The 26,514-nt window shown below is 40.9% G+C and carries 26 protein-coding genes; 13 read left to right on the top strand and 13 right to left on the bottom strand.

What is annotated here, in order from left to right:
- Positions 1–224 precede the first annotated feature (224 nt).
- The 6 genes from ribA to csrA all read left to right on the top strand — a co-directional run bounded on the left by ribA (position 225) and on the right by csrA (position 6,303).
- A complete protein-coding gene (ribA, locus tag EVU92_RS08270) occupies positions 225–851 on the top strand; it encodes a GTP cyclohydrolase II (RefSeq protein WP_130050817.1) in 627 nt (208 codons plus the stop codon).
- Between the two features lie 78 nt (positions 852–929).
- Positions 930–1,724: a BPSS1780 family membrane protein gene (locus EVU92_RS08275; RefSeq protein WP_130050818.1), complete on the top strand. Its 795-nt coding sequence runs from the start codon at positions 930–932 to the stop codon at positions 1,722–1,724.
- Positions 1,724–2,176: a regulatory protein RecX gene (locus tag EVU92_RS08280; protein ID WP_130050819.1), complete on the top strand. Its 453-nt coding sequence runs from the start codon at positions 1,724–1,726 to the stop codon at positions 2,174–2,176. The genes EVU92_RS08275 and EVU92_RS08280 overlap by 1 nt, the downstream gene beginning before the upstream one ends.
- Positions 2,177–2,193: 17 nt before the next feature.
- The gene (gene alaS, locus EVU92_RS08285) at positions 2,194–4,794 is read left to right on the top strand and encodes an alanine--tRNA ligase (RefSeq protein WP_130050820.1); all 2,601 of its coding nucleotides are present in this window, start codon (positions 2,194–2,196) and stop codon (positions 4,792–4,794) included.
- A gap of 6 nt (positions 4,795–4,800) precedes the next feature.
- Positions 4,801–6,018 carry an aspartate kinase gene (locus tag EVU92_RS08290; RefSeq protein WP_130050821.1) on the top strand — a complete coding sequence of 406 codons (1,218 nt, stop codon included), beginning with the start codon at positions 4,801–4,803 and terminating at the stop codon, positions 6,016–6,018.
- A gap of 93 nt (positions 6,019–6,111) precedes the next feature.
- Positions 6,112–6,303, top strand: coding sequence for a carbon storage regulator CsrA (csrA, locus tag EVU92_RS08295; RefSeq protein ID WP_036970495.1), 192 nt, complete (start codon positions 6,112–6,114; stop codon positions 6,301–6,303).
- A 27-nt stretch (positions 6,304–6,330) separates the two neighbouring features.
- Here the strand turns inward: csrA and EVU92_RS08300 are convergent, their stop codons facing one another.
- The gene (locus EVU92_RS08300) at positions 6,331–6,798 is read right to left on the bottom strand and encodes a YcxB family protein (RefSeq protein ID WP_130050822.1); all 468 of its coding nucleotides are present in this window, start codon (positions 6,796–6,798) and stop codon (positions 6,331–6,333) included.
- A gap of 123 nt (positions 6,799–6,921) precedes the next feature.
- Between EVU92_RS08300 and EVU92_RS08305 the strand changes: the two genes are divergently transcribed.
- Positions 6,922–7,845, top strand: coding sequence for a hypothetical protein (locus EVU92_RS08305; protein ID WP_130050823.1), 924 nt, complete (start codon positions 6,922–6,924; stop codon positions 7,843–7,845).
- A 350-nt stretch (positions 7,846–8,195) separates the two neighbouring features.
- Here EVU92_RS08305 and EVU92_RS08310 read toward each other — a convergent pair whose 3' ends face one another.
- Together EVU92_RS08310 and EVU92_RS08315 are read right to left on the bottom strand one after the other, a co-directional pair.
- Positions 8,196–8,387, bottom strand: a complete 192-nt coding sequence (locus tag EVU92_RS08310; RefSeq protein ID WP_130050824.1) for a hypothetical protein — start codon at positions 8,385–8,387, stop codon at positions 8,196–8,198.
- A gap of 49 nt (positions 8,388–8,436) precedes the next feature.
- Entirely contained in the window at positions 8,437–8,610 is a 174-nt protein-coding gene (locus EVU92_RS08315; RefSeq protein WP_130050825.1) for a DUF1328 family protein, read from the bottom strand.
- A gap of 534 nt (positions 8,611–9,144) precedes the next feature.
- Here EVU92_RS08315 and EVU92_RS08320 point away from each other — a divergent pair.
- The 4 genes from EVU92_RS08320 (at position 9,145) to EVU92_RS21565 (ending at position 12,598) form a co-directional block, all read left to right on the top strand.
- Positions 9,145–9,393, top strand: coding sequence for an OadG family transporter subunit (locus tag EVU92_RS08320; RefSeq protein WP_130050826.1), 249 nt, complete (start codon positions 9,145–9,147; stop codon positions 9,391–9,393).
- 15 nt (positions 9,394–9,408) lie between these two features.
- A complete protein-coding gene (gene oadA / locus EVU92_RS08325) occupies positions 9,409–11,181 on the top strand; it encodes a sodium-extruding oxaloacetate decarboxylase subunit alpha (RefSeq protein WP_130050827.1) in 1,773 nt (590 codons plus the stop codon).
- Between the two features lie 12 nt (positions 11,182–11,193).
- Positions 11,194–12,324, top strand: a complete 1,131-nt coding sequence (locus EVU92_RS08330) for a sodium ion-translocating decarboxylase subunit beta (RefSeq protein ID WP_130050828.1) — start codon at positions 11,194–11,196, stop codon at positions 12,322–12,324.
- A 97-nt stretch (positions 12,325–12,421) separates the two neighbouring features.
- The gene (locus EVU92_RS21565) at positions 12,422–12,598 is read left to right on the top strand and encodes a hypothetical protein (protein ID WP_165385086.1); all 177 of its coding nucleotides are present in this window, start codon (positions 12,422–12,424) and stop codon (positions 12,596–12,598) included.
- A gap of 150 nt (positions 12,599–12,748) precedes the next feature.
- Here the strand turns inward: EVU92_RS21565 and EVU92_RS08335 are convergent, their stop codons facing one another.
- Complete coding sequence (locus tag EVU92_RS08335; protein ID WP_130050829.1) at positions 12,749–14,065, bottom strand: peptidoglycan DD-metalloendopeptidase family protein; 1,317 nt, start codon at positions 14,063–14,065, stop codon at positions 12,749–12,751.
- Between the two features lie 397 nt (positions 14,066–14,462).
- On the opposite strand from EVU92_RS08335, the gene tyrS reads away from it, so the two are divergent.
- Positions 14,463–15,662 carry a tyrosine--tRNA ligase gene (gene tyrS, locus EVU92_RS08340; RefSeq protein ID WP_130050830.1) on the top strand — a complete coding sequence of 400 codons (1,200 nt, stop codon included), beginning with the start codon at positions 14,463–14,465 and terminating at the stop codon, positions 15,660–15,662.
- A gap of 59 nt (positions 15,663–15,721) precedes the next feature.
- Here the strand turns inward: tyrS and ampE are convergent, their stop codons facing one another.
- From ampE to folE2, 4 genes are all read right to left on the bottom strand, one after another.
- Positions 15,722–16,672: a regulatory signaling modulator protein AmpE gene (gene ampE / locus EVU92_RS08345; protein ID WP_130050831.1), complete on the bottom strand. Its 951-nt coding sequence runs from the start codon at positions 16,670–16,672 to the stop codon at positions 15,722–15,724.
- A gap of 1 nt (position 16,673) precedes the next feature.
- Entirely contained in the window at positions 16,674–17,381 is a 708-nt protein-coding gene (mtnN, locus tag EVU92_RS08350) for a 5'-methylthioadenosine/S-adenosylhomocysteine nucleosidase (RefSeq protein ID WP_130050832.1), read from the bottom strand.
- 103 nt (positions 17,382–17,484) lie between these two features.
- Entirely contained in the window at positions 17,485–18,078 is a 594-nt protein-coding gene (locus EVU92_RS08355) for a DUF2726 domain-containing protein (RefSeq protein WP_130050833.1), read from the bottom strand.
- An 81-nt stretch (positions 18,079–18,159) separates the two neighbouring features.
- Positions 18,160–19,080, bottom strand: a complete 921-nt coding sequence (folE2, locus tag EVU92_RS08360) for a GTP cyclohydrolase FolE2 (RefSeq protein ID WP_130050834.1) — start codon at positions 19,078–19,080, stop codon at positions 18,160–18,162.
- A gap of 174 nt (positions 19,081–19,254) precedes the next feature.
- On the opposite strand from folE2, the gene arcB reads away from it, so the two are divergent.
- Entirely contained in the window at positions 19,255–21,582 is a 2,328-nt protein-coding gene (arcB, locus tag EVU92_RS08365) for an aerobic respiration two-component sensor histidine kinase ArcB (RefSeq protein ID WP_130050835.1), read from the top strand.
- 6 nt (positions 21,583–21,588) lie between these two features.
- Here arcB and arcA read toward each other — a convergent pair whose 3' ends face one another.
- From arcA to trmB, 5 genes are all read right to left on the bottom strand, one after another.
- Positions 21,589–22,305, bottom strand: a complete 717-nt coding sequence (gene arcA, locus EVU92_RS08370; protein ID WP_054551295.1) for a two-component system response regulator ArcA — start codon at positions 22,303–22,305, stop codon at positions 21,589–21,591.
- A 105-nt stretch (positions 22,306–22,410) separates the two neighbouring features.
- On the bottom strand, positions 22,411–22,932 hold the full coding sequence (locus EVU92_RS08375; protein ID WP_130050836.1) for a YfiR family protein: 522 nt from the start codon (positions 22,930–22,932) through the stop codon (positions 22,411–22,413).
- Positions 22,932–24,554 carry an ATP-binding protein gene (locus tag EVU92_RS08380; protein WP_130050837.1) on the bottom strand — a complete coding sequence of 541 codons (1,623 nt, stop codon included), beginning with the start codon at positions 24,552–24,554 and terminating at the stop codon, positions 22,932–22,934. Before EVU92_RS08380 ends, EVU92_RS08375 begins: the two co-directional genes overlap by 1 nt.
- A gap of 118 nt (positions 24,555–24,672) precedes the next feature.
- Entirely contained in the window at positions 24,673–25,701 is a 1,029-nt protein-coding gene (rsmC, locus tag EVU92_RS08385; RefSeq protein ID WP_130050838.1) for a 16S rRNA (guanine(1207)-N(2))-methyltransferase RsmC, read from the bottom strand.
- Between the two features lie 17 nt (positions 25,702–25,718).
- A complete protein-coding gene (gene trmB, locus EVU92_RS08390; RefSeq protein WP_130050839.1) occupies positions 25,719–26,444 on the bottom strand; it encodes a tRNA (guanosine(46)-N7)-methyltransferase TrmB in 726 nt (241 codons plus the stop codon).
- Positions 26,445–26,514 lie beyond the last annotated feature (70 nt).

The following is a 26,514-nucleotide window of genomic DNA, read 5'->3' on the forward strand; positions in this document are numbered from 1 at the left end:
TCAATAGCCTAGCTGTAGAGGGTAGAGCTTTTAAGGTACTTTATTAGCGCCACTAAAGCGAGGCGCAAAGCTCGTATCTTGGGGTGGTTTGAGTGTATAATACTTGAATTGCTGGTAACTGCCTCAATATTAGTTATCACTCGTCGTATGTTGCATCCTTACAACCTTCAAGCTGTTGTAATCACATTTGCAGTATCGCATTTATTTTTTAATTTGGATTTGTCGTGGCGCAAGTAAGAGCAAGAGTCCAGCTGAATGTTGGCAAAAACAGTGATATCCCTGCAGAAATCGTATCTTTCAGTGGCTTAAAAGATGGCCAAGAGCATGTTGCTTTAGTTTTTAATCAAGCCGACACAGAGCAAGACGTACCATTAATTCGTATGCATTCAGAATGTTTAACGGGAGATGTATTTCACTCGTCTCGTTGTGATTGTGGTGAGCAATTAAATGAGTGTATCGAAATGATGCACCAGCAAGGTGGCATTTTATTATATTTACGCCAAGAAGGCCGTGGCATTGGTTTATACAATAAAATTGATGCGTATGTATTGCAGTCACAAGGCATGAATACTTACGAAGCGAATAACCACTTGGGTTTTGCTGACGATTTGCGTGACTTTTCAGACGCAGTGTTAATGTTAGAAGCGCTTAACTTAAATCACGTTAAGTTAATGACAAACAACCCAAATAAGCTTAAAGCACTGCGTGATGCAGGCATTGAGGTTGAGTCGGTGGTTGGCACTCATGCACACATCAAAGCGGGTGTGGTAGGTAACCGAGCTTACCTCGAAACGAAAATCAAACATGGCTCGCACATGCTTGATATTAAAAAAATTAAAAAGCCTGAGTAATTTTCACTATAGGTGACTATAAACAAGTAGCGCACCCAGTTATACTCGGTGCGTTTTGTTGTTATTGAATGAGAAACTATGTCGATCGAAGTACGTATTTTTAAAGCAGGTGCAGGCGTTAAATGGTTTAAAGCTGGATGGGAAATCTTTAAGCTGCAACCGTTTACCTTTATTTTAATGCACCTGCTAATCGTGATAATTAGCTTTTTGGCATTGCTGCTACCTTTACTGCAAGTTGTTGGTGCATTTGTAACCCCGTTTTTGATGGCTGGTTTTTATCAAGCTGTATTAACAAAACAACAAGGCGGGACTATCAGCCAAGCTGATATCTTTAAGCCGTTTAGTAATAAAGGAAACCGTATAGGTTTAGTGCGCGTTGCAGTGTATCAGATGGCAGCAGGTATTTTATTAGCCTTACTTTCTAATTTCATTTTTGCTGATGCTTACGCAGTTATTTCGAGCCAGACTTTTGATCCGCAGAACCAAACACACATTACAGATTTATTGGCAACCATTTCAATGGGGCAAGTTGCGGTATTTCTATTGGCTATCTGTGTGTATCTAACAGCTTTTGCTTATGCAGTGCCATTGGTTTACTTTCAAAAACAAAGCAATATGTTTCAGGTTTTAAAAACCTCATTCATGGTGTTTTACCATAATATGGCACCACTGAGTGTTTATGGTCTAATTTGCGCCGTTTTAATGGTAATCTGTATTCCTTTATCATTTATTCCTCTATTGGTTTTAATGCCAATTTGTTACATTAGTTTCTTTGTGTCTTTTCAGGCTATTTTTATGCCGGTTGTGCCAAAAGGTGATGACCAAACAAAAGCACCTGAAGCACAGTCACAATCAGGACGCTTTGACGCGTAATGGATGATAAAGAACAAAAGTTAAAGAATTATGTACTTTGGTTACTGTCTCGACAAGATTATTCGCGTCGAGATTTAACACGAAAGTTACTGCAAAAAGAGGCGTCGCCGGAGTTCACAGAACGCTTGTTAGACTGGTGTGAGTCACACAACTTTATCAACGAACAGCGCTACTGTGAAGGGTTTGTACGCCGCCATTTAGCTAAGTATCATGGTGCAAAACGCATTCAGAGCGAAGCAATGGCAAAAGGGATAGACCGAGCATTATTAGATAAGACGCTCGAGGAGTTCGAAGTCGATTGGTTCGAACTCGCGCAGGACGCATATTTAAAGAAGTTTTCAAATTCAGGTAAAGAACTCGACCATAAAGAAAGAGCGAAACGTGTACGCTACTTGATGTATCGAGGCTTTAATTACGAACAAATTGATTTTGCAATGCAAGCACAGCAATAAACGGGTGAGATTTTCACATGCAGCATATGACTACCGCACAGATCAGGCAACAGTTCTTAGACTTTTTTGCCTCTAAACAACACCAAATTGTTCCTTCAAGCTCGCTGATCCCGGGTAACGATGCCACGTTATTATTTAATAACGCCGGTATGGTGCAATTTAAAGATGTATTTTTAGGTGCCGAAAGCCGCCCTTACTCACGTGCGACCAGCTCACAACGTTGTGTGCGTGCAGGTGGTAAACATAACGACCTAGAAAACGTAGGTTACACTGCACGTCACCATACATTCTTTGAAATGTTAGGTAACTTCAGCTTTGGTGATTACTTCAAGCAAGACGCAATCAAGTTTGCGTGGGAGTTTTTAACTGATGTTGTAAAACTACCGCAAGAAAAGCTACTAGTAACCATTTATCACGATGATGAAGAAGCCTTCAACATTTGGCATAAAGAAGTGGGTCTAAGTGAAGATCGCATTATTCGCATTGCAACTAGCGATAACTTCTGGTCAATGGGTGATACGGGTCCTTGTGGTCCATGTTCTGAAATCTTTTACGATCACGGTGAAGAAATTTGGGGTGGTCCTCCTGGCTCTCCAGAAGAAGACGGTGACCGCTTCATCGAGATCTGGAACCTAGTATTTATGCAGTATAACCGCCATGCCGACGGCACAATGGAACCTCTTCCTAAGCAGTCTGTTGATACAGGTATGGGTCTTGAGCGTATCTCTGCAATTTTACAAGGCGTTCACTCAAACTACGAAATCGATTTATTCCAAGCACTTATTGCCGCTGCGGCTAAAGTAACAAACGCGCAAGACTTAGATGATAAATCACTACGCGTTGTTGCTGACCACATTCGTTCATGTGCGTTCTTAGTATCTGATGGCGTTATGCCATCAAACGAAGGCCGTGGCTATGTGTTACGTCGTATTATTCGTCGTGCAGTTCGTCACGGTAATAAGCTAGGCGCGAAAGGTGCGTTCTTCTACAAGCTAGTTGCTGCTCTAATCGAACAAATGGGCCAAGCGTACCCAGAGCTTGCTAAGCAACAAGAAATTATCGAGAAAGTACTACGTATTGAAGAAGAGCAGTTTGGTAAAACACTTGAGCGTGGTCTTACTATTCTTGAAGAAAGTCTTACTGACATCAAAGGTGATGTGATCCCTGGCGACTTAGTGTTCAAGCTTTATGACACTTACGGTTTCCCTGCTGACTTAACAGCAGATGTGGCGCGTGAGCGTTTCATGACGATTGATGAGCACGGCTTCCAAGAATGTATGGCTGTACAGCGTAAGCAAGCACAGCAAGCTGGTAAGTTTGGTGCTGATTACAACCAACAACTTAAGTCAGAAAAACACACTGACTTTAAAGGCTACGATGCAGAGCATTACACTGGCACTGTGGTTGAGCTTTTCTCTGAAGGTCAATCAGTTTCTGTACTTGAAGATGGTCAAGAAGGTATCGCAATCTTAGACCGTACACCTTTTTATGCTGAATCTGGTGGCCAGGTTGGTGACACGGGTGTGTTAAAAGTCGCTGGTGGTGAGTTCGTAGTCACTAACACTACTAAGCTTGGTAACGCATTTGCGCACCACGGTCGTGTTCAAGGACGTATTGGTACAAATGATAAAGCAGAGGCAATAATTGATGCAGCACGTCGCGATAGCATCAAGAAAAACCACACTGCAACACACATATTGCACGAGACGTTACGTCAAATTTTAGGTGAGCATGTAAATCAAAAAGGTTCACTTGTTGACCCTGAGCGTTTACGTTTTGACTTCTCTCACTTTGAAGCGGTAACAAAAGACGAATTACGTCAAATCGAGCGCGCAGTGAATGATGAGATCCGTCGTAACTTTGCTCTTGAAACTGAGCTAATGGCTATTGAAGATGCCAAAGCAAAAGGTGCAATGGCATTATTCGGTGAAAAATACGACGACGAAGTTCGCGTAGTAACCATTGGTGATTACTCAATTGAACTATGTGGTGGTACTCACGTTAAGCGTGCTGGTGATATCGGCTTATTCAAAATTGTGTCAGAAAGTGGTATCGCGGCAGGTATTCGCCGTATCGAAGCAGTAACAGGTGCAGAAGCTGTTGCCTATGTTAGTGAGCAAGAGCAACAGCTAAATGATGTTGCAGCGCTAGTAAAAGGTGATAGCAGCAGTGTACTTGAAAAAGTGACAGCATTACTTGAGAAGTCAAAAGGGCTTGAGAAGCAAATTGCCCAGCTTAACGACAAGCTAGCAAGTGCGGCAGGGGCATCGTTACTTGACTCTGTAGTTGAAGTGAATGGTATCAAACTTCTGGTCGCTGATGTTGCTGGTACTGAATCTAAAGCACTACGTGGCATGGTTGATGACCTGAAAACTAAGATTGGTTCAGGTGTAATTGCTCTTGGTGTAGCCAATGGCGATAAAGTAAGCCTGATCGCGGGTGTAACTAAAGACCTAACAGGTAAAGTGAAAGCTGGTGAGCTTGTAAATCACATGGCTGCACAAGTAGGCGGTAAGGGCGGTGGTCGTCCTGATATGGCACAAGCAGGTGGTACTCAGCCAGAGAACCTTACTGCAGCCTTAGAAAGTGTAACTGGCTGGTTAACTGAGCGTTCTTAATCACTAGTGGCACTTATCGTCCAAAAATTCGGTGGCACCTCAGTTGGCTCAATAGAGCGAATTGAGGCCGTCGCCGACCTTGTTGTAAAAACTAAGCAACAAGGCCACCAAGTTGTGGTAGTGCTTTCGGCTATGTCGGGAGAAACTAACCGTCTTATTGAACTCGCTAAACAAATCGATTCTCGACCTAGCGCTCGTGAGCTTGATGTATTGCTGACCACAGGTGAGCAAGTCTCAGTCTCTTTATTGGCAATGGCTATCATTAAACGTGGTCATTCAGCGGTAAGCTTACTTGCCGATCAGGTTAATATTCGCACCGACAATATGTTTGGTAAAGCGCGTATTGAAGAGGTTGCTGCGACTCGTCTAAAGCATGAGCTTGAGCATAACCGTATTGCCATAATTGCAGGCTTTCAGGGGCGCGATATTGAAGGTAATATCACCACGCTCGGTCGCGGTGGTACAGATACTTCTGCGGTTGAGATTGCAGGTGCTGTCAATGCGGATGAATGTCAAATTTACACCGATGTTGATGGGGTATACACCACTGATCCGCGTATTGAACCAAATGCGCGACGTATGAGCCATGTTACCTTCGAAGAGATGCTTGAAATGGCCAGTCTTGGGGCTAAGGTTCTGCATATTCGCAGTGTCGAAGCCGCAGGAAAATACAATATACCGCTCAGAGTGTTATCGAGTTTTAACCCGGATCAAGGAACCTTGATCAGTTTTGAGGAACCGGATGTGCAAGCAAACATTGTGTCGGGTATCGCCTTTAATCGTGACGAAAGTTTGATTTACGTCAATGGCGTGCACCAAGGGACGGAAAACCTTGCAAAAATATTGAAACTTTTCGCAGAATTCGGCATCGAAATAGATATGATTAATCAAGTTAATCATAACTTTGAAAAAATAGACTATGCTTTTACTGTGCACACGAATGATTTTGAGCAAGCGCTCGAAATTCTGACCAAAAACCAAGATGGTATCAGCGCAGAATCTATTAAAGGGGTCAGCAATGTTGCCAAAGTGTCTGCAGTAGGTGTAGGGATGAAATCTCACTCTGGTGTGGCAAGCTTATTTTTTAATGCGCTTGGCGAAGAAAACATCAAAGTGATGCTTGTGTCGACATCAGAAATAAAGATATCAGTTTTAATTGATGAAAAATATTTAGAACTGGCTGTACGTGCACTACACAAAGTTTTTTTAACTGAAAATGAATAAGATCTAGAGTTTTTACTTACTTTTAAGTCTAGATTTCATTAGAATGTTTTTGACGCGGAATCTTTTAATTTTTTGGAACATGGGAGCAAGAGAATGCTAATACTAACTCGTAGAGTAGGTGAAACCCTTATGATCGGTGACGAAGTAACAGTTACTGTTCTTGGTGTTAAAGGAAATCAAGTTCGCATTGGTGTAAATGCACCTAAAGATGTATCAGTACATCGTGAAGAAATCTACATGCGAATCCAAGCAGAGAAATCTAACCCAAATCCGGGCAATGTTTAATCAGCGATAGATATTTTTAAGAGCCACTCATTGAGTGGCTCTTTTATTTAGTTCAGCTGTTATTTCATCATTTAGCGCTTGTTTAGAAATATATTGCATACCGCGCTGCGCCTTTAAAATATAACCTCGCTCAGTTTCAATAATCTCACTAATTTGTTGCCAGCTTAATTGGTAGCTTTTATGTGGGTTTTCGGCCTTCACTCCTTCATCATCAAAGGTGATGGTCACTTCGCTACCTGATGCTCGGCTCATCATTTGTCTTGCGACCCACCATGGGCGCTTGTAATAAAACGATAAACACTCAACGACAGCAAGCATAATCATAAAGCTGCCCAGATAATGGTTCTCTAATTGATAAAAAGCTAATAAGCCTAGGGTTATTAACAATGCCAACAGCGGGTATTTAGGCTTGGCTTGTGATGAATAAGGTAAAGACTCATCAAAGCATTCGTAATAATACGGTTTATCTAGTGTGTAATTTGTACTTAATGTCATTCTCAGACTCACTTATTCGACTGGCAGCAGTTTAACATTGATAGAAAAAAACTGCCGCAGTTGGTTTTCATTTAGTTGTCATTATGAGAGCTTAAGATATCTGTATTTTTAGGGGTAAGTTGTATGTTTGTTAGTTCAATGTCATTAGCGCTTGCAATGACTTCAAATACTTTTTTAGTTATGGGCGATATGCCATACACCCCGATAGATGAAATAAATCTCGCAAATGACGGAAAAATTACTAAGGCAATCGCTGCAACACCCCATGGCTTTTTAATGCACCTTGGCGATATGAAATCAGGAGCGCTTGCTTGCACGAATAAGCTTTTGCAAACTAATAAGGCGTTATTAACATCGCTGACTACGCAGCCTTTTATTTACACCCCAGGTGATAATGAGTGGACAGATTGCGACCGCGTCACATTAACTCCTCAATTTGATGAGCTCGAACGGCTAAGTTTTGTTAAAGGCTTAATGTTCGACGATGCTTATAGACAAAAAGCAAAACAGTTACAGGGTTATTTAACACAAACTGAAATGCTAGAGAATGCTCGTTGGCAATTCGATGGCATTGAGTTTCGCACCTTACATATACCAGGTACTTTTAATGGTCGCTCGCAAATTTTAAAAAGTGACAAAAGCGCAGCACTTGATGCAGCCGACAAACGTGATAAGTACAATTTAATTTGGTTAAAACAAGCACTCGTTCAGCAAGATGCTAAGGCGTATGTGTTTGGCTTTCAGGCTGATATTTACCACCCGACCAGTAAACCAGTTTGTAGTGAATCACAGCGCTCAAACTGTGATGCTTTTAAAGTATACCGTGATGCCATCAGTGACTTCGCAAAGCACACCAATAAGCCTGTGTTAGTGATGCATGGTGATACAGGTCCATACTGTAAACAACAGTTAGCAAGTAACTTAACACGCTTGAATGTACCTGGTGATTTTGCTGTGAGTGATGTAGCAAAAGTGAGCTTTGTTGATGGGAAGTGGCATATAGCGAGTGTAACAACAAATGAACCCCTCACAACGGGTTGTAAGTGAAACCCAACAAGTTAGCGTGTTTCTAGGGGAAAGAGTAAAGTTACGAGCTTAAGGTAGCTGCGGGTTTACCCCGCGTAGGCGTGAAATTTATTTCGCGCGATTCTCTCAATTTATGCGGCTGTAAGTCGGGCTTTAGCCCGTCACGTATGTGTGATAAAACACGTGTCGCCATAAATAACGACCTACGTGGCGTAGGGTAGAGCGGAGCGAAACCTAACAAATTAGCGAGTTTCTGGGGGAAAGAGTAAAGTTAGCAAGCTCCTTGACACAAGCAGCAGGCAGCCTAGACTTGCTAACTTGCATACACAAAAAAAGCGACACTTGGCCGCTTTCTTCATAAAGTGTTGTGATTAGCAGTTAGTTTCTTCTGCGTTAACACCTTCTTTTACTTCTTCACATGTGTCTTCAACAGCATTTTGTGTATCAGTAATTGCTTCATCAATACGCTCACCTGCATCTTCTGCCGAGTTATCTTCACAACCCATGATGAATAGACCTGAAAATAGAGCGATAGTAGCGGCTTTCAAAGTTGAATTTTTCATAACGAAATTCCTTGTAAATAAAATAAATTAAGTGGTTATTTGCTTATAACTACTTAGGGGCGTTACCTCTAAGAGCTCCAGATACCAGTGAAATAACTAGTAGTACTAAAAATATAAAAAAGATAATTTTAGCGATGCCTGCAGCGGCTCCTGCGATACCACCAAAACCTAACACTGCTGCGATTAACGCGATAACTAAAAAAGTAATGGTCCAGCGTAACATAATGGTCTCCTTGGCTATTTAAATTTTCTAAAGTTCGATGTAACTGAAGCGAGTTCTGTGCCAGATGTTTTACTTGTTTTATTTCAATGGTTTACCTTTATTTGTGATGCTGGTAGATGTTCATCACTTGGTAACATTTACGAGTAAGCATGTAAGTTATTCATAGTGATATTTTTTCATATTGAGTTGCATGAGGAAAACATCAGATTGCCACAGCATTGGTAAGACCAATTTAACTTTTTATTGGTTGGTAAAGTCTAACACCTTGTTGTGTGTGGTTTTTAGACGCTTGCTGGTTTTTAGTTAATAGCTGAACATATAACTTATGGCTATATCGACTATTTATATCATCTATATCGAGGCTTTGAATGATGGAAATGTAGGGTGTTAATTATATGTGCGGCATGTTATTTTAAAATTAATTGGTTTTACCAATTTACAATGGTGCTATACAAATGATTTTGGTTTGTTATTATTGGTGCATAATTATTTAACAAAAATAACTTTTTATTTTAAGTAAGCGAGGGGAGTCGTATGGATATAGGTGGATTACTCACCACTGCGGCCAGTTTGATGGTAACAGGCATGGTAGGCGTGTTTGTTTTTCTGACTATTCTGATTACAGCAGTCACTTTAATGTCAAAACTAGTGGGTCGATTTGATGATCCTGCAAGTGCAGAACCTACGCGAACAGCAAAAATTCAACCTCAACAGGGTGTGCCTCAGGCACATATTGCAGCAATAAGCGCTGCAATCGCTCAATTTCGAAATAAACAAAAATAACGGGGCAGCTCGAACATGGCTAAATTAAAATTAACCGAATTAGTATTGCGTGACGCACACCAGTCTCTTTTGGCAACGCGTATGCGCTTAGACGACATGCTACCCATAGCCGAAAAACTCGACAATGCGGGTTATTGGTCAATTGAATCATGGGGGGGGGCAACGTTTGACTCGTGTATCCGTTATTTAGGTGAAGATCCTTGGCAACGTATTCGCGAACTAAAGGCTGCAATGCCAAACACTAAGCAGCAAATGTTACTTCGTGGACAAAACCTTTTAGGCTACCGTCATTATGCTGATGATGTGGTCGAAAAGTTTGTCGAGCGAGCACACAAAAATGGTGTTGATGTATTTCGTATTTTCGATGCGATGAACGATGTACGAAACCTTGAAACTGCTATTAAAGCAGCTGTTAAAGTGGGAGCTCACGCTCAAGGTACAATTTCATACACAGTAAGTCCTGTACATACACTTGATATGTGGCTGAAACTTGCAAAACAGCTTGAAGAGCTTGGCTGTCATTCGATTTGTATTAAAGATATGGCAGGTTTATTAAAGCCATATGATTGTGAGCAGTTGATCAAAGGCCTAAAAGAAACCGTGTCTATTCCTATTGCGATGCAATGCCATGCTACTACTGGCTTAAGCACTGCAACTTATCAAAAAGCAATCGATGCAGGTATTGATATGCTTGATACGGCGATTTCGTCAATGAGTATGACTTATGGTCATAGCGCAACGGAGACAATAGTTTCAATTGTCGAAGGCACAGAGCGAGATACTGGCCTTGATTTAAACCAATTAGAAGAAATTGCAGCTTACTTCCGTGATGTACGTAAGAAATATGCTGCTTTTGAAGGTAGCTTAAAAGGCGTTGATGGTCGCATCTTATTAGCACAGGTACCTGGCGGCATGTTAACTAACATGGAAAACCAGCTTAAAGAACAAGGCGCGGCTGATAAGCTTGATCAAGTATTACTTGAGATCCCACGTGTTCGTGAAGACTTAGGTTTTATTCCTTTGGTTACGCCAACCTCGCAAATTGTAGGTACCCAAGCGGTACTTAACGTATTAACTGGCGAGCGTTACAAAACCATTACTAAAGAAACTGCGGGCGTGCTCAAAGGTGAATATGGTGCCACTCCTGCACCTATGAATAAAGAGCTGCAAGAACGAGTGCTAGAAGGCGCAGAGGCAATTACTTGTCGTCCTGCAGATAAATTAGAGCCTGAACTTGAGAAACTTGAAGCTGAGTTATTAAGTGAAGCCAAAGAGCAAGGTTTAGAACTTGCTGATGACGTGATTGATGATGTACTTACATATGCATTATTCCCACAAATAGGCCTTAAATTTATTAAAAACCGCAACAACCCAGATGCGTTTGAAGCAATTCCAACAGGTGAAGTTGCCAAGTCTGAAAGCAAACCTGCTTCTTCAAGCCCTGTAAAAGCGGAGCAATACAGCGTTAAAGTTGATGGTAAAGTTTACGATGTCGTCGTAGCACAAGGTGGTGAGCTTAAAGAAGTAACTTTAAAAGACAGTGAATTAATTCCTCAGTCTGCTTCAGCGTCAGCAGGCGAAACACTCAATGCGCCGTTGGCTGGTAATATTTTCAAAGTGAAAGTGAAACCAGGCCAAACAGTAAATGAAGGTGATGTGGTTATTATCATGGAAGCGATGAAAATGGAAACAGAAGTTCGCGCCGTACACTCAGGTACAATTGCAGAAGTATTAGTAGCTGAGGGTGACTCTGTTGCCACTGGCGATGCGCTAATCGCGCTAGCATAGGAGAGGCAGAGGATGGATGGTGTTTTAAACCTCTGGCATGCCACGGGTATTGCTAATTTTACCTTTGCGGCATTGATCATGATTGCGGTTGGTTGCTTGTTACTTTATTTAGCAATTGCACGTAACTTTGAGCCACTGTTGTTATTACCTATTGGCTTTGGGGCTATTTTAACGAATATCCCTGTGGCCGGGTTATCTGAGCCGGGTGGGTTACTTTATTATGTGTACCACATCGGGATTGATTCTGGGGTGTTCCCACTTTTGATCTTCATGGGGGTTGGTGCGCTTACAGACTTTAGTGCCTTGATAGCAAACCCTCGTATGTTGTTGTTAGGTGCGGCTGCACAGTTTGGTATTTTTGCTACTCTATTTGGTGCAATACTACTTAACTTTATTCCTGGCTTTGAATTTACACTACAAGATGCATCTGCGATTGCCATAATTGGTGGTGCAGATGGTCCAACAGCTATTTTCTTAGCATCTAAGTTAGCGCCTGATTTACTTGGTGCAATCGCAGTTGCGGCTTATTCATACATGGCATTGGTGCCAATTATTCAGCCGCCAATTATGCGTGCACTAACTACACAAGAAGAGCGTGAAATTCAAATGCCGCAACTTCGTACTGTATCGAAGAAAGAGAAAATTGTTTTCCCGTTAATGGTGTTGAGTTTAACCATCTTGTTTTTACCAGCTGCAACACCTCTGGTAGGTATGTTTTGCTTGGGTAACTTGATGCGTGAATCGGGCGTGGTTGATCGTTTAAGTAATAGTGCACAAAACGAAATCATCAACATTACCACCATTTTCTTAGGCTTAGCGGTGGGCTCAAAGCTTGCGGCAGATAAGTTCTTAACCGTAGAAACAATAGGTATTTTGGTGTTAGGTGCTTTGGCCTTTGCGATAGGTACAGCTTCAGGTGTGTTTATGGCAAAAGGGCTTAATAAGATCTCTAAATCGCCAATCAACCCATTAGTGGGCGCAGCAGGTGTATCAGCGGTACCAATGGCAGCACGTGTGGTTAATAAGGTTGGTCTTGAGAGCAACCCGCATAACTTCTTGTTAATGCATGCCATGGGGCCAAACGTAGCAGGGGTATTAGGAAGTGCCGTTGCAGCAGGTATTCTTTTAGCTATTGTTGGCTAAGTCGATTTACTTCCAACCGACTGGCGCAGTAATTTTACTGCGCTTTTTTTTGTCTATAGACTAGGTAGTTAAATGATTCTTGTGTAAGGAAGCCATCATGAATATTTTTATTATCTTACTCTGCCTTTTTGTTGCCTTGGTTATTCTAATACCGCTACTTGAAAAGTATCAGTCTAAAATGGGGCTTGATGGCGCAACTAAATATGCAAAGTATATTTGGCCACTAGTGATGATTTCGCTAATTATTCAGCTTATCTATGTATTATTAAGATAATAATTGTATCGGTAATGAGCGTGTTTAATTTAAGGTATGAATAGAGTCGGCAATAAGTTTAGTTTGATAATGCCATAACCGTTTTAGCTTGAATTGTCTCAGAAACGAAAAAGCCGCTTCAATTGAAGCGGCTTTATTATGTTTACTTAGCTACTTATTTAACGCTAGTTGTAACTCTCTGTTACGCTGTAATTGCGCTAAGAAGTTATCAGCAATTGGTTTAAACTTAGCTAGCTCATCGCGCGGTAAAGGCTCTGATTTAGGTAGTTTGACTGTTTTCGGATTACGGTGCACACCGTTTACTAAGAATTCATAGTGTAAGTGTGGGCCTGTTACGCGGCCTGTCGCACCAACGGTACCAATTTTTTGGCCTTGCTTCACTTTTTGGCCTGTTCTAACCATTTTCTTGTTTAAGTGTAAGTATTTAGTCACATACTGTGTGCCATGGCTAATAAAAACGTAGTTACCATTGTACTTACTATAACCAGCTTTAATTACTTTACCATTACCCGATGAAACCACTGGCGTACCTGTACGTGCAGCGTAATCAATACCATTATGTGGTTTTACCGTCTTAGTCACAGGGTGTAAGCGGCGAGGATTAAAGCTCGAGCTAATATACTTAAAGTTAACTGGCGCACGTAAGAAGGCTTTTTTCATGCTACGGCCTTCAGGCGTGTAGAAGTTACCATCTGTATGGCGAATAGCGGTATAACGCTCGCCTTGGTTAATAAATTCTGCGGCAATAATTTTACCATCACCAATGTACTCACCATCAACATAGTGAGCTTCGTAAATAAGACCAAATTGGTCACCTTTACGAATGTCATTAGCGAAGTCGACATCCCAACCAAAGATGTCAGCAAAATTCATAATTTGACGCTCGCTTAGACCAGCGGCAATACCAGACGTCCAAAAACTATTAGAGATCTCACCGCCAGCTGATTTACTTAGCGTTTCGATTTCTTTGCTATCAATAGCGGTGTCGTAGTTACCTTCGTCATTTAATGTAACGTATAAGGTATCTGTTTTTGAAATCACATAACGAAGCTGCGCTAGAGAGCCATCTTCGGCCGTTGCAAAGCTTAAGATTTCGCCTGGGTGAATTTTTGTTAACTTACGAGTTTCAGCGTTGGTATTAACTAGTTTGTGTAATGTTTGCGCTGAGAAACCCGCACGTTTGAATATAAGTGCTAAATTATCGCCATTACGTACTTCATGGTCGATAAGCTCGTATTCTGGAAGTTTTGCTGCTGCTTGCTCCGAATTTAGCTCAGTTAGTTTTTCGTTATCATCAACTTTAACTTGTAATTCGTAGCGTTTGCCAATTTCAAGTGCGTTCGCACTGTTGTCCTTTGATGCGGTGGCTTTTTCAGAAGGCAATAATGCCAAGCCGACAATAGCAGAAACCAAACCGAGAATAAGCAGTTTGTGTTTTTTGGGAAGTTTGTGCACTACGTGAACCATATCGTGCCTTTTCTGCTGTCAAGAAATTTAAATACTAATATCGCAGGATATACCTAAAATAGAGCAAATACCAGTGTTTTGTAGATTTAAACTGGCGCTATTTTACGCTAGAATTGGCCTGCGCGTTAAACTTTTTTGGTTGAAATTGCAGCAGATGCCTATGGTTAAACTAAATCTAGATTAGTTAACTAAAGTACCTTCATAAAATTGCAATAACGCGGTATAAAGAACAATCATGCGCGCTGCCTTCAGGGCTGTTTCTTAAACTATTTAAGTTAGGCTTTTTTCTAGTGTCGCTTTTGGTGCTAACTAGCTAAATTTTAAAGTTTTTAGCTCTATATTTATAACCCTGACAGGCCACCACGCCCCGGTAGCTGAATTTTTGGAGTAATACACAGTGGATTTACAAACCGCTCTAGCTGAGATAAAACGCGGTGCAGAAGAGATATTAATTGAAGACGAATTAGTTGAAAAGCTAAAGTCTGGTAAGAAACTTAAGATCAAAGCGGGTTTCGATCCAACTGCGCCTGATCTGCATTTAGGTCATACAGTTCTTATCAACAAAATGAAAACCTTCCAAGATCTAGGTCATGAAGTAATTTTCTTAATCGGTGATTTCACCGGTATGATTGGCGATCCAACGGGTAAAAACGTAACACGTAAACCGTTAACTCGTGAAGATGTTCTAGCTAACGCTGAAACATATAAAGAGCAAGTATTTAAGATACTTGACCCTGCTAAAACTACTGTTGCGTTCAACTCTACTTGGATGGAGAACCTCGGTGCTGCAGGTATGATTAAATTGGCTGCGCGTCAAACAGTAGCACGTATGCTAGAACGTGATGACTTTAAAAAGCGTTATGCCGGCGGTCAATCAATTGCTATCCACGAATTTTTATATCCACTGGTACAAGGTTGGGATTCTGTTGCATTAGAAGCTGATGTAGAGCTTGGCGGTACAGACCAACGCTTTAACCTATTAATGGGTCGTGAATTACAAAAAGATGAAGGTCAGAAGCCACAAACAGTATTAATGATGCCACTGCTTGAAGGTACTGATGGCGTTCAAAAAATGTCTAAGTCATTAGGTAACTACATTGGTATTACTGATGAGCCTAACGATATGTTTGGTAAAGTCATGTCTATTAGCGATGAGCTAATGTGGCGTTACTATGACTTATTAAGTGCCTTATCAATCGAAGAAATTGCTGCACTTAAACAGCGTGTTGCTGATGGTGCGAACCCACGCGACATCAAGATTGAGCTAGCGAAAGAAATGATTGCTCGCTTCCACAGTGAAGAAGCAGCTGAAGGCGCTCATCAAGATTTTATCAAGCGTTTCCAAAAGAATGCATTACCAGATGAGATCCCTGAAGTAACAGTAACGATTGCTGAAGACACTGTGTTCATCACTAATTTATTAAAAGAAGCTAACCTTGTAGCAAGTACATCAGAAGCAATGCGTATGATTAAGCAAGGCGCTGTAAAGATTAATGGTGAAGAAAAAGTAACGGATACTAAGCTTGAAGTTGCTAAAGGTACAACACAGATTTACCAAGTAGGTAAGCGTAAGTTTGCTAAAATCACCTTAGCTTAATAAAGCTAATAGGTATAAAAAAACCAGCTGCGGCTGGTTTTTTTGTGCTTATATTTTGATTAGTTTGTGAATAGGCTAATTACTTCAATCCCGACTATAAGCAGTAACCAAAATGCTTTCGCTTGATTTAAACGATTGACTAATGCGGGAATATCATCAGCATTTGGTAGGCGATCGGTACCAACACGCATTTTATTAAAGCGCTCACCTTGGTATAGGGCAGGGCCACCTAACTGCACTTGCAAAGCAGCCGATGTAACACTCAACAGCCACCCTGTATTGGTTTGATAAAAGTGTCTGCCATAGTGTTTTATATAATGAATACATTGCTTGCTGGCATTGGTTGCTGCAATCGTTAATGCGACTAATCGAGTGGGTAGCCACTCCAATACAAACAGGAGCTTAGCAATGGGAGCCAAAAACGGGTTGTCGGGTTTGCGGTTTTTTCGCCATGCTTGATGAATTAATGTGAGTAAGCGATAAACCAAAGCAAGGATAGCGCCGCCAAGTATATAAAAGAAAATAACGGCAAAATAATGCCGTGCACTTTGTAGCACCAGTGACTCCATCGTTGCTTTGCAAATTCCAGGATCTGATAAACGTGATACATCACGAGCAACGAGGCTAGCTAGTAGCTCTCTAGCTGTCGCTTTTTGATTGAGCTTGAGTAATCTGGCAATACGTAAAGATTTCTTCTCTTGAGCGCGGCTACTGAGTAACAAATATAAAATTAAGCCATTTAATAACTCAGGGTAAAAAGCAAACTCTAAAAACAGCACGATCAATGTCACTATCACTAAAATAGTGAGTGTAAAAGCCAAAGTTGAGGCTAAATACTGATAGCTTTTGGGGTTCGTTGGGTTGTATAAACGCTCGCCGAGTGCAGAGAAAATAACGGTTAAAAAGGTGTTTGGATGATACCAACTAACCAAAGGAAAGAAGCGCTCAGCTAAGAGCGCTACAAAAAATACAATAATGTCCAAATGGTTTTGAACAATATTTGTAATCACCTTATAAACTCACCGACGTCAGTTTTTCAAGTAGAGCAACCACCATTTTAGAAGAGTTGATAGATGCAGTTTCGATATACTCTTCAAATGATTGCGGCGATTCTTTACCAGCAATGTCAGACATTGAACGAATCACAACAAATGGTGTTTCTAATACGTGGCAAGCTTGAGCAATTGCCGCACCTTCCATTTCTACAGCAAGCATCGTTGGGAATTCAGCGCGTGTTTTTTCAATTCGTACTGGGTCACACATAAATGAATCACCGGTACAAATTAGGCCAATCATGGTTTTAACATCGCTGATTTGGTTTACGCTTTGCTCTGCCGCTTCAATCAGTTTAGGGTGTGCAGCAAAGCCTGCTGGCATTTGTGGTACTTGGCCAATTTCGTAACCAAATGCAGTAACGTCTACATCGTGATGGCGCACTTCTGAAGAGATAACCACATCGCCTACATTTAGTGACGGTTCAAAACCACCTGCAGAACCTGTGTTGATCACACAATCTGGGCTGAAGTTATCGATTAGTAGTGTTGTTGCTACTGCAGAAGCTACTTTACCAATGCCAGATTGAACTAAAGTAACAGTGTTACCCGCTAATTCACCGGTGTAAAATGTAAAACCAGCTTTAGTCATGATGCTTGGGTTTGCCATCGCTTCGCGTAAGATTTTTACTTCTGGCTCCATCGCGCCAATAATACCAACGTGCATAATATTTGATTCCTTAGATTGAATAGAATGATTATACCTAAAAACAGCTAAAACAAACAAAAAAGCAGACTTTAAAGTCTGCTTTTGCCAATATTATGACAGGCTAGATTTCAGCGAGCGCCGTTGAGTGTGCTTTTGCTTGTGATGGTGACAACACGGCTGGTTTAGTTACGCGGTTACGTGCCGGTCTAACTGGTGCTGCTGCAGGTTTACCAAGCTTAAACATGATTGCATCACGTACTTCTCTTGGTTGATAACCTGATTTTACCTTCATACGAATATGTGGAATGCCTGCAGCTTCTAATGCGCCGCTAACAAACCAATCTCGTTGAGCTTTGTGGCCGTCGCGGTTGGTGTTATTTACCAAATCAACAGCGGCAACAATAGTTAGTTTATCTTTGTCGATAAGTACATAATCTAACTGTTTGTTTTTGGCTTTAGCCATCGCTGCGCGTTTAGCTTTTACCGATAAACCTTGTTTACAGTCGATTAAATCAATCAGTTTAACGCGGCTTACGATTTTATACTGATCGCCTACAGCACGTTCAAGAAGATGTAAAAAAGCACTCTCAACTTGCGTAAAAACAGTTTGCTTACGAGTGAAAGGATAGGGGTTTCCGCCTTCATCGGTAAACTTCGACGCAACAACAGAGGCTACTACGACTAAAACTAAAATTGATAATAAAGCGAATTCCATACGGTAACTCCACAACAACAAATTGACACTGAAAATTAAAAGCAATTAGCGTGCCTAAGTGTGTGGAGGTACTCGAAATTTTTAAGCTGTGTATCCGCCTGCAATTCCTTTAACTGCGATTGCTACTGCGTCATGGGCATGAAGTGATTCGTAGTGATTGATTTGCAACCAATAATCTGCGTAGTTATGCTGTTCAAGTAAGCCTTTAATTTTACGTGCAGCATCTTCGCAGAACATTAAGTTTTGACCATTTAAGCGGGCAAATTCTTGCTCATCTTCACGTTTAACTGCCGCTTGCACAGGTGTTTTTAGCTCAGCTTCTAACGCATCAATTAAGCCAACCACATCAAAACTGTCAACGTTACTATCGAGTTTTACTTTCACGTTTGCAATTGAACGCTGTGAGTGTGGTGTAGCAACAATTCCGTCAGTTGTGCCTAGCCATTCTAAAACAGTTTGCTTATCAACATTTTGCTCTGCAAACTTTTCGCTAAACGCATTTTGAATTAATTGACGAGCAAGGGCTGCTGAACATGGGCATGTTGACGAGTAAGTTACATCAACCATTAACTCAAAGCTTAAAACACCTTGGTTGATCTTCGCGATCAGGTGAATAGGGTAGTTTTTCCAACCCACTTTGCCACTTAATAAAGATTTACGACGTAAAGGCAGCTCAAATTTAAATTCGATTTGTGCTTGGTCACTTAAATCATCATGACTACTAATAAAGGCATCAAGTGCTTGGGCAAGTGTTTGTGGATTAACTTGCTGCTCGGTTGATAAAGTGTCTAACGCTAAAAATAAACGCGACATGTGAATGCCTTTCGCGTCTTCTTTATGCAAGTTTACAAAAGCTCGTGCCTTGGCAATTACATTTACAGGGGCAATATTGCGAGTTTCAAAAATGAAAGGAAGTTCAATTTCGCCCATGCCAACCCAGTCTAATTTACCTGTTTGTAGGGCGGGAGCCGTATCAGCAATATCTGGCATCGTGGTTTGCATGGTAATACTCATTCTTTGCAATTATTAAAGCGCGGTATTTTACATGAAAAAATATAAAAAAGCGGCGTTGATGAAAAAATTCTATGTTTATCGCACAATATGAATATTTCTAAAGGAATAGTGATAAAATCAGCTATGCTGTTTTTTTTCGATTATGTGCCTAAGCTTTAATATATGATTGATTCTTCTTTGAGTCCGTGGGCTCGCACACTCTCAAGCTTTATTTCTAAATACGGTGAGTTTAAAACTGCCGCCGCCTGTTATGCCTTATTATTGGTCATGTCGCTGATCTTATCGTGCATGTTTTATTATGTAGCAGTCGGTACGGTAACTTTAGTTGATGTTTTGGCGGTGATGTTCTTCACTGCGGTGGTATCGCCGATTTTAATTACTGTGCTGCTTAACTCAATTCGTCAGTTAGAAGCCTCTTACAGCTATCTAGATAGCGCAACCAAACAAGAAAAACTACTCAACCAAACGCTAAAAGACAATATCAGTCGCTTAAATGAAGAGATTGATGAGCGTAAAATGGCGTTTCATGCCAAACACAGAGCAATCGAAGAACTCAGGCGTGAAATTGCCGAGCGTAAGAAAACCCAACAAGAGCTAGCACAACAAGGTATGTTATTGCGCTCTATTGTCGACTCGTCTCCCGATTTGTTTTATTACCGCGACAACAACGGCGTATTTGCTGGCTGTAATAAAATGTTCGAACAAGTGATAGGGAAAAGCAGCGATGAGTTAATAGGTAAAAGTGTTGAAGAAATCTACCCAAGTGATTATTTACCTGAGGTACTGCGCACCGATAAAAAAGTATCACAAACTCACCAAGCTCTCACTCTTGATGTTGAATATCCAGTAGGGGGTGAAAAGCGTTGGTTTGAAATGCGTAAGTTACCCTTTATTAATGAAAAAGGTGAGTACATTGGTTTACTTGCTTTTGGACGTGATATCACCAGTCGTAAAGAAGCAGCACAAGCACTTGAAGCAGCCTATAAAGATAAAGGTAAGTTCATTGCGACTTTAAGTCATGAGTTAAGAACGCCGCTTAACGGTATTGTGGGTTTAACCCGCATGCTACTTGATACTGAACTAGATAAACAGCAACGTAGCTGGTGTAACACGGTATTTTCGAGTGCCGAAACCCTTGGCAATATTTTTAATGATATTATTGATTTAGATAAAATTGACCGTGAGCAGCTCGATATTGTTGCCGACTCAGTCAACGTGGCCGACTTTATTAATGATGTAGTGAACTTTGCCGGTCTGATTGCTGAACAAAAAGGGCTAGAGTTCAATATTAAGCGCAAAGGTACGCTGGATGTTTACGCATCGCTCGACCCAACTCGTTTACGCCAAGTTGTTTGGAACCTTATCAACAATGCGGTTAAGTTTACTCAACAAGGCCATGTTGAACTTGAATGTCGTCGTGAGAATCGTGCCGATGGTCCGTGGTTAGTTATGCGAGTCAGTGATACAGGGCAGGGTATTCCGCAAGAGCAACTACACCGTATTTTTGACATGTACTATAAAGCACCTGATATCAATGGTACTAATGCCATCGGCTCTGGTATCGGCCTTGCGGTAACGAAAGCACTCGTTAGCGCGATGAAAGGTGAAATTAATGTCAGCAGTACAGAAGGTGAGGGCAGTGTTTTTGTAGTCGAAATACCGCTTCAGTTATGTATTGCGCCTACAGAGCAAAGTTATGCAGTTCGTAGCTTAAATATTCTTTTAGTGGAAGATGTGCCGTTAAATGCTGAAATAGCTACTAACTTACTTGAGCAGCGAGGGCACGAAGTTATTTGGGCTGAAACTGGTGAAGATGCGCTGTCGTTTGTCTATACAGAAGATGACTTAGATCTAGTTCTGCTTGATATGCAATTACCTGATATCAATGGTGATGAAGTAGCTCGTCAAATTCGTGACGATGAACACTTTGATAAGCTGCCAATCGTCGCCTTGACTGCCAACGTACGTAGCGCCGAAGAAGAGCTTGCTGGCATCAATATTCAAGGAGCACTTGCCAAGCCTATCAACACCACTAAACTCGATAAAATGCTCGGCGAGCTATTTGATATCAAACAGCAAAAAAACTGTCAGCCTGAGCCAATCAAAGCTGTGACTGAAAAAGATTTATCAGGTATTCGCATTGAGTTACTCGACATAGAAACCATCGAAGACTTTGTAGGCTCTATGGGGCTGGTTATATTTAATCGTAGCTGTGAGTTATTTAATAAGTTAAACCCTCAGTACCAAACTGAGCTGGCAGATGCCTTAGCGGCAGATGATAGAGAAGAGTACAAATCGGTGGCACACAAATTAAAAGGTGCGGCTGGTTCTGTAGGCTTAAACGATGTGCAGTTACACGCTAAGAAGATGGAACACGGCGCGCTTGATGAAAGTAGTGAAGAGTTACAACTGTGGCTTGATGAACTAGCAGTTAAAATAAATGAAGGGCGTGAAGCCCTCCAATTATTCTTGCAACAGTTAGAAGATTAATTCTAATTAGCTGTCGATTTTACCAATGAAGCGGTAGCCTTCACCATGGATGGTGCTGATTAGCTCAGATGTGCTGTTATCGCTTTCAAAGTGTTTTCTGATACGACGAATCGTTACGTCTACAGTACGGTCATTAGCGCGAAGCTCACGACCAGTCATGTGCTTGATTAATTGCTCACGGCTGAAAATACGGCCCGGTGAGTCAAGCATTAAGCGTAGCGCGCGGTATTCACCTTTAGGTAAACGCTTCGCATCGCCACTTGGTGATGTTAAACAACGGCTGTTTTCATCAAGTTCCCAACCGTTAAATGTGATAACACCATTTGTTTCGATATTCGCTTCTTCGCCACCAAGGGCTGTGCGCGAAATAAGGTTACGAGCACGAATAGTTAATTCGCGAGGGTTGAAAGGTTTAGTGATGTAATCATCAGCACCAATTTCAAGACCTAAAATGCGATCAACGTCGTTGTCACGACCTGTTAAGAAAATTAAACCAACGTTACGTTTTTGACGTAATTCACGCGCTAAGATTAGCCCGTTTTTACCTGGTAGGTTGATGTCCATAACTACAAGGTTCACATCATCATTATTTGTAAGCTTGTCATGCATATCATCGCCATCAATGGCTTCAATAACTTTGTAACCTTCAGCTTCAAATAAACTAACGAGGTTTAGTCGAGTTACGTCTTCATCCTCTACGATCAGAATGACTGGCGTTTGCATTGTATATTAACCTTTTCGGAAATTTTATTTACAAAAATTCGGTATTATCAAGCAAAACCGAATACTAGAGATTATAGGATTAGATCCAATTGTTAACAAGTAAAATCAATTTGGATAAAACTTAGCCATAGCTAACAATCGAGATTGCACTTTAAAGTTATGCTGCAATACGTGCTGCTTATTGATATACAGTCGGATTTTATTTCCTTCTTGAACCAGAGAGGCTATACCGCCATTTTCTAAAAAGCTGATACTTTCACCTATCGTTAAAGTATCCAATGAAATTGTATCGGTCCAAAGTGGAAGTATATCATTTTCTAATGTTTCATCAATGTATGTGATATCACAAACTTGAGAAAGTTCAGAAATTTGCTGGGTTTTTTTCACTAATATAACTTTGATTGGCTTTTTGTTAATTTGCAGTTCATTTCTATCTTTAAGAAACGCACCAGGGCCTTTATCTAAGTCATAAAAACAGAATGAAATAGGTGGAGGATCCATTTGCTCATTAAACTTAGTGAACTTGGCAATTTGATACAAAAATGCCGATTTTACCTGGTCAGGTGATTTTGCAGATACCGGGCACACAACAAGCAAAGTTAATAAGATACAACTCACTAATCTCATTACGCTGCACCTTCTTGCAACGGCAGGGTAATTATAAAGTGTGTACCTTCTTGGACTAGTTCATCGTATACGATGCTACCACCGAGTGCTTGAGTCACTAGGTTATACACCAAGTGCATGCCTAAACCACTACCACCTTCACCACGTTTAGTCGTCACAAATGGGTCAAAAATACGTTTTCGAATCGATTTTTCTACACCATGGCCATTATCAAAGTAATGAATGCTCAAGCTACTTTCGTTGCGCTCAACGTTAAAGGTGATTTCGTTATTTTGATCGTCACTAAATGCATGTATCACCGAGTTACTTAACAGCTGTTGTAGCACTTGTTGTAACGGTCCAGATTTGGTTTCAATACTAACATCATTGTTGCAGTTAATCGTGATTTTTGGATTACGGTATTGAATTTCAGAGCGCATCGACATCACTACATCGCTCAATAAATTATTTAAGTTTATTTTGGTGGTGACTTCGACATCTTGATTAACGGCAACTTTCTTAAAGCTAGAAACTAGTTCAGCAGCGCGATTTAGGTTGCGATAGATGAGGTCTAAGTTTTCAATGCCGTCATTAATAAAGCGTTTTAAGTGTGCTGAAGTTAGAGTTTTTTGTTCAAATAGGGCATTAATTTCAGCGAGTTTATCACGGAGTAGAGTAGAGCCTGTAATGCCCAAACCAATAGGTGTATTTACCTCATGGGCAACGCCAGCAACCATTTGGCCTAGTGACGCCATTTTTTCGTTTTCGACGATTTGGTTTTGGTATTGATGCATTCGCTCAAGGGTGTTGAGTAGCTCTTGGTTAGCCTCACGTAATGCGATTGTGCGCTGGTTTACTTTTTCTTCAAGGCTTTGGTTTAGTTGTTTAATCTCTTGTTTGTCTTTTTCGTGGCGCTCAATTTGCTTTTTAGTGCGCGCGAGCATGATGTTTAAGCTGCCAGCAAGTTGATTTATTTCATCAATATTGGTTTTTTTCGCACGAGTTTCATAGTTATGATTTTTCGATACATCTTGCAGCAAGTTACTCAGCTCATCAATAGGGTTTGCAATGCGTTTTTGAATACGTCGAGCAACAAAGTACACCAAAACTAGAACAAATAAGGTGAGCAAAATATCGATGATAATCTTACGATTAATGTACTGATTTAGCCTATCTAAGCCGCCGCGAACGTACACGTAACCAATGGTGTCGCCTTCGTATACGATAGGTGTTATTAGCTCTATATCTTCATCTTTAAAACGCGGTTCTAATAAATTATCGATGCTACCGACTTTAATGGGTACAGGTGGTGTTCGGTTGGCATTAAAACTACTAAAAAACACTGGTTCGTTTGATAACTCATCGATTGAGTAGATGTGGATGTTTTTAATGAGCGGCACAGACTCAAATGATTTTAAGCGCTCAGATTCTGTTTCGTTATCATCAAACAATACGGTGATTTGTGCATTGTAGGCGATTATTTTCGATAGAATAGAGATTTTATCGACAATCAGTGCTTTTTGCTCTTTGACATCTAAGTAAGTCGAAATAGAAATAGACAAAGACAAACATAACGCAGTAACTAGCATTACCGCATTGGTCAACGCTTTACGAATACTTGTTTGTGTCGAAAATGTCGGCATGCGCTTTTGAAGGCCAGAATTTTTGTTATTAGTAAGAGTTTAGTCTAGCAAAGACAATTGAAAGTAACTAAATATTTTAAAAAATATTTTTACTACGAATAAGCTATTTACTCAACTTTTATTTAGCTGAGTAAACTGCAAATTTAGTATTCTTGAAATCGGTACTGTATTGGCCAAATTGCGCTTCTAAAATAGGTGGGTATTTTAAGAAGCTGTTTGCAACTATGGTCAACTGACCTTGTTTACTTAAGTGCTGCTTAGCTGAGCTAAGAAATGCTTCGGCAATGGTGTAGTCTGTAGCAATACCGGTATGGAAAGGCGGATTACTGATGATTAAGTCAAACTTACCATTAATATTTGCCAAGCCATCACTCAATACCGTTTGGCCTTTAAGGTGATTTAACGCCAGTGTTTGCTCAGTGGCATAAGTTGCTAATGCACTTACATCGCTACAAACAAATTCAAGCTCAGGCTGCTTTAAACCTAAGTAAGTAGCAATAATGCCGGCGCCGCAAGCAAAGTCGAGTACTTTGCCCTTGCTAATACTTGGCGCATTATTTAAAAGTACCGCAGTACCAACATCAAGAGCACCATGGTTAAATACCCCTGGCACACTGATCGCAGTAAATTCGACTTCGCCCGCTTTTACCTGAAATTGCTTATGGTAACGGCTGATATCAAAGCTATCGTTTAGCGTAAGCTCAGAGAATAAATACAAAATACAGTGCTTAGCACTATCGATTTTGTTACTAAAATTACAGTGGTCTTTTAGCTGTTTCTCTGCTGATTTAACACCGCTTTTATTTTCACCTACCACAAAAAGTTGTACATCTTGATGACAAACAGCACGGATGTTATCAAGGCACATTTGTGCTTCTGGCTTAGCTTTAGGGTAATAGTAGATAACTAAATCGTAGTTACCATGTGGAATAGTGTGATCAACCACAGCATGTACGCCGGCAATTTTGCTGGCATACATGAAATTTGCGTGGTTATAGCTGAACGCGGTAATTACTGAGTCAGGATTGAGTGTTTTAAGTTCGTGTAAAAAGCCATCTTGCTCAAAGTTAACCACTAAAATCGATTTTCCAATAAGTTCGTCTTCATTTCGAAGCAATAATAAACTTGGATTGGTTAACTTACTCATGTTGCTTTTACCTTCTATTACTTAGTACGCTCAAACATTAGATCCCATACGCCGTGACCTAAGCGGTGACCACGTTGTTCAAACTTTGTCAGTGGACGTGAGTCTGGGCGAGGAACGTAATCGTTGGTTTCTGACTGGTTTTTGTAACCTTCAGCAACTTGCATTACTTCAAGCATATGTTCAGCATAGTTTTCCCAGTCAGTCGCCATATGGAAAACACCACCAATTTTTAACTTGCTACGTAATTTTTGCGCAAACTCAGGTTGTACAATACGACGCTTATGGTGACGTTTTTTATGCCATGGATCAGGGAAGAATAATTGCAGCTTAGATAAGCTTTCATCAGCAATACAATCAGCAAGCACTTCAACCGCATCGTGTTCGAATACACGTAAGTTTGTTATACCAGCTTCGTCCGCATCCATTAAACAGGCACCCACACCCGGGCGGTGAACTTCAATACCAATGAAGTTAAGCTCAGGTGCGTTTTTAGCCATTTCAACTAGCGATTTGCCCATGCCAAAGCCGATTTCTAGTACGACATCGTTATCGTTACCAAACACTTCAGCTAGGTTTAGCATGCCATTTTTGTGCTCAAGGCCCATCGTTGGCCAACACTTTTCGATGGCGGCGGCTTGGCCTTTTGTTAGGCGACCTTCGCGCTTAACGAAACTACGAATCGTGCGGATATATTTACCCTCTTGCTTTGCTTGCTCGAGGTTTGGGTTGCTTGAATCATTCATAAATTTGGCCTGATAAAAACACTGACTATAGAAAAAGGTTGCGTATTATCCCTGACCAGCGCCTTGAGTA

Source organism: Pseudoalteromonas sp. MEBiC 03485 (assembly GCF_004195145.1).
Taxonomy (GTDB): Bacteria; Pseudomonadota; Gammaproteobacteria; order Enterobacterales; family Alteromonadaceae; genus Pseudoalteromonas; species Pseudoalteromonas apostichopi.

Bases quoted from the DNA above. Each gene is read 5' to 3' on its own strand.
- EVU92_RS08315 (WP_130050825.1), bottom strand. From the start codon at position 8,610: ATGTTACGCTGGACCATTACTTTTTTAGTTATCGCGTTAATCGCAGCA.
- EVU92_RS08355 (WP_130050833.1), bottom strand. From the start codon at position 18,078: ATGGAATTCGCTTTATTATCAATTTTAGTTTTAGTCGTAGTAGCCTCT.
- EVU92_RS08380 (WP_130050837.1), bottom strand. From the start codon at position 24,554: ATGCCGACATTTTCGACACAAACAAGTATTCGTAAAGCGTTGACCAAT.
- trmB (WP_130050839.1), bottom strand. From the start codon at position 26,444: ATGAATGATTCAAGCAACCCAAACCTCGAGCAAGCAAAGCAAGAGGGT.
- EVU92_RS08300 (WP_130050822.1), bottom strand. From the start codon at position 6,798: ATGACATTAAGTACAAATTACACACTAGATAAACCGTATTATTACGAA.
- EVU92_RS08335 (WP_130050829.1), bottom strand. From the start codon at position 14,065: ATGGTTCACGTAGTGCACAAACTTCCCAAAAAACACAAACTGCTTATT.
- EVU92_RS08275 (WP_130050818.1), top strand. From the start codon at position 930: ATGTCGATCGAAGTACGTATTTTTAAAGCAGGTGCAGGCGTTAAATGG.
- oadA (WP_130050827.1), top strand. From the start codon at position 9,409: ATGGCTAAATTAAAATTAACCGAATTAGTATTGCGTGACGCACACCAG.
- EVU92_RS08330 (WP_130050828.1), top strand. From the start codon at position 11,194: ATGGATGGTGTTTTAAACCTCTGGCATGCCACGGGTATTGCTAATTTT.
- arcA (WP_054551295.1), bottom strand. From the start codon at position 22,305: ATGCAAACGCCAGTCATTCTGATCGTAGAGGATGAAGACGTAACTCGA.
- EVU92_RS08305 (WP_130050823.1), top strand. From the start codon at position 6,922: ATGTTTGTTAGTTCAATGTCATTAGCGCTTGCAATGACTTCAAATACT.
- EVU92_RS08310 (WP_130050824.1), bottom strand. From the start codon at position 8,387: ATGAAAAATTCAACTTTGAAAGCCGCTACTATCGCTCTATTTTCAGGT.
- EVU92_RS08375 (WP_130050836.1), bottom strand. From the start codon at position 22,932: ATGAGATTAGTGAGTTGTATCTTATTAACTTTGCTTGTTGTGTGCCCG.
- EVU92_RS08320 (WP_130050826.1), top strand. From the start codon at position 9,145: ATGGATATAGGTGGATTACTCACCACTGCGGCCAGTTTGATGGTAACA.
- arcB (WP_130050835.1), top strand. From the start codon at position 19,255: ATGATTGATTCTTCTTTGAGTCCGTGGGCTCGCACACTCTCAAGCTTT.
- mtnN (WP_130050832.1), bottom strand. From the start codon at position 17,381: ATGCACGTTGGTATTATTGGCGCGATGGAGCCAGAAGTAAAAATCTTA.
- EVU92_RS21565 (WP_165385086.1), top strand. From the start codon at position 12,422: ATGAATATTTTTATTATCTTACTCTGCCTTTTTGTTGCCTTGGTTATT.
- folE2 (WP_130050834.1), bottom strand. From the start codon at position 19,080: ATGCAAACCACGATGCCAGATATTGCTGATACGGCTCCCGCCCTACAA.
- rsmC (WP_130050838.1), bottom strand. From the start codon at position 25,701: ATGAGTAAGTTAACCAATCCAAGTTTATTATTGCTTCGAAATGAAGAC.
- csrA (WP_036970495.1), top strand. From the start codon at position 6,112: ATGCTAATACTAACTCGTAGAGTAGGTGAAACCCTTATGATCGGTGAC.
- EVU92_RS08280 (WP_130050819.1), top strand. From the start codon at position 1,724: ATGGATGATAAAGAACAAAAGTTAAAGAATTATGTACTTTGGTTACTG.
- alaS (WP_130050820.1), top strand. From the start codon at position 2,194: ATGCAGCATATGACTACCGCACAGATCAGGCAACAGTTCTTAGACTTT.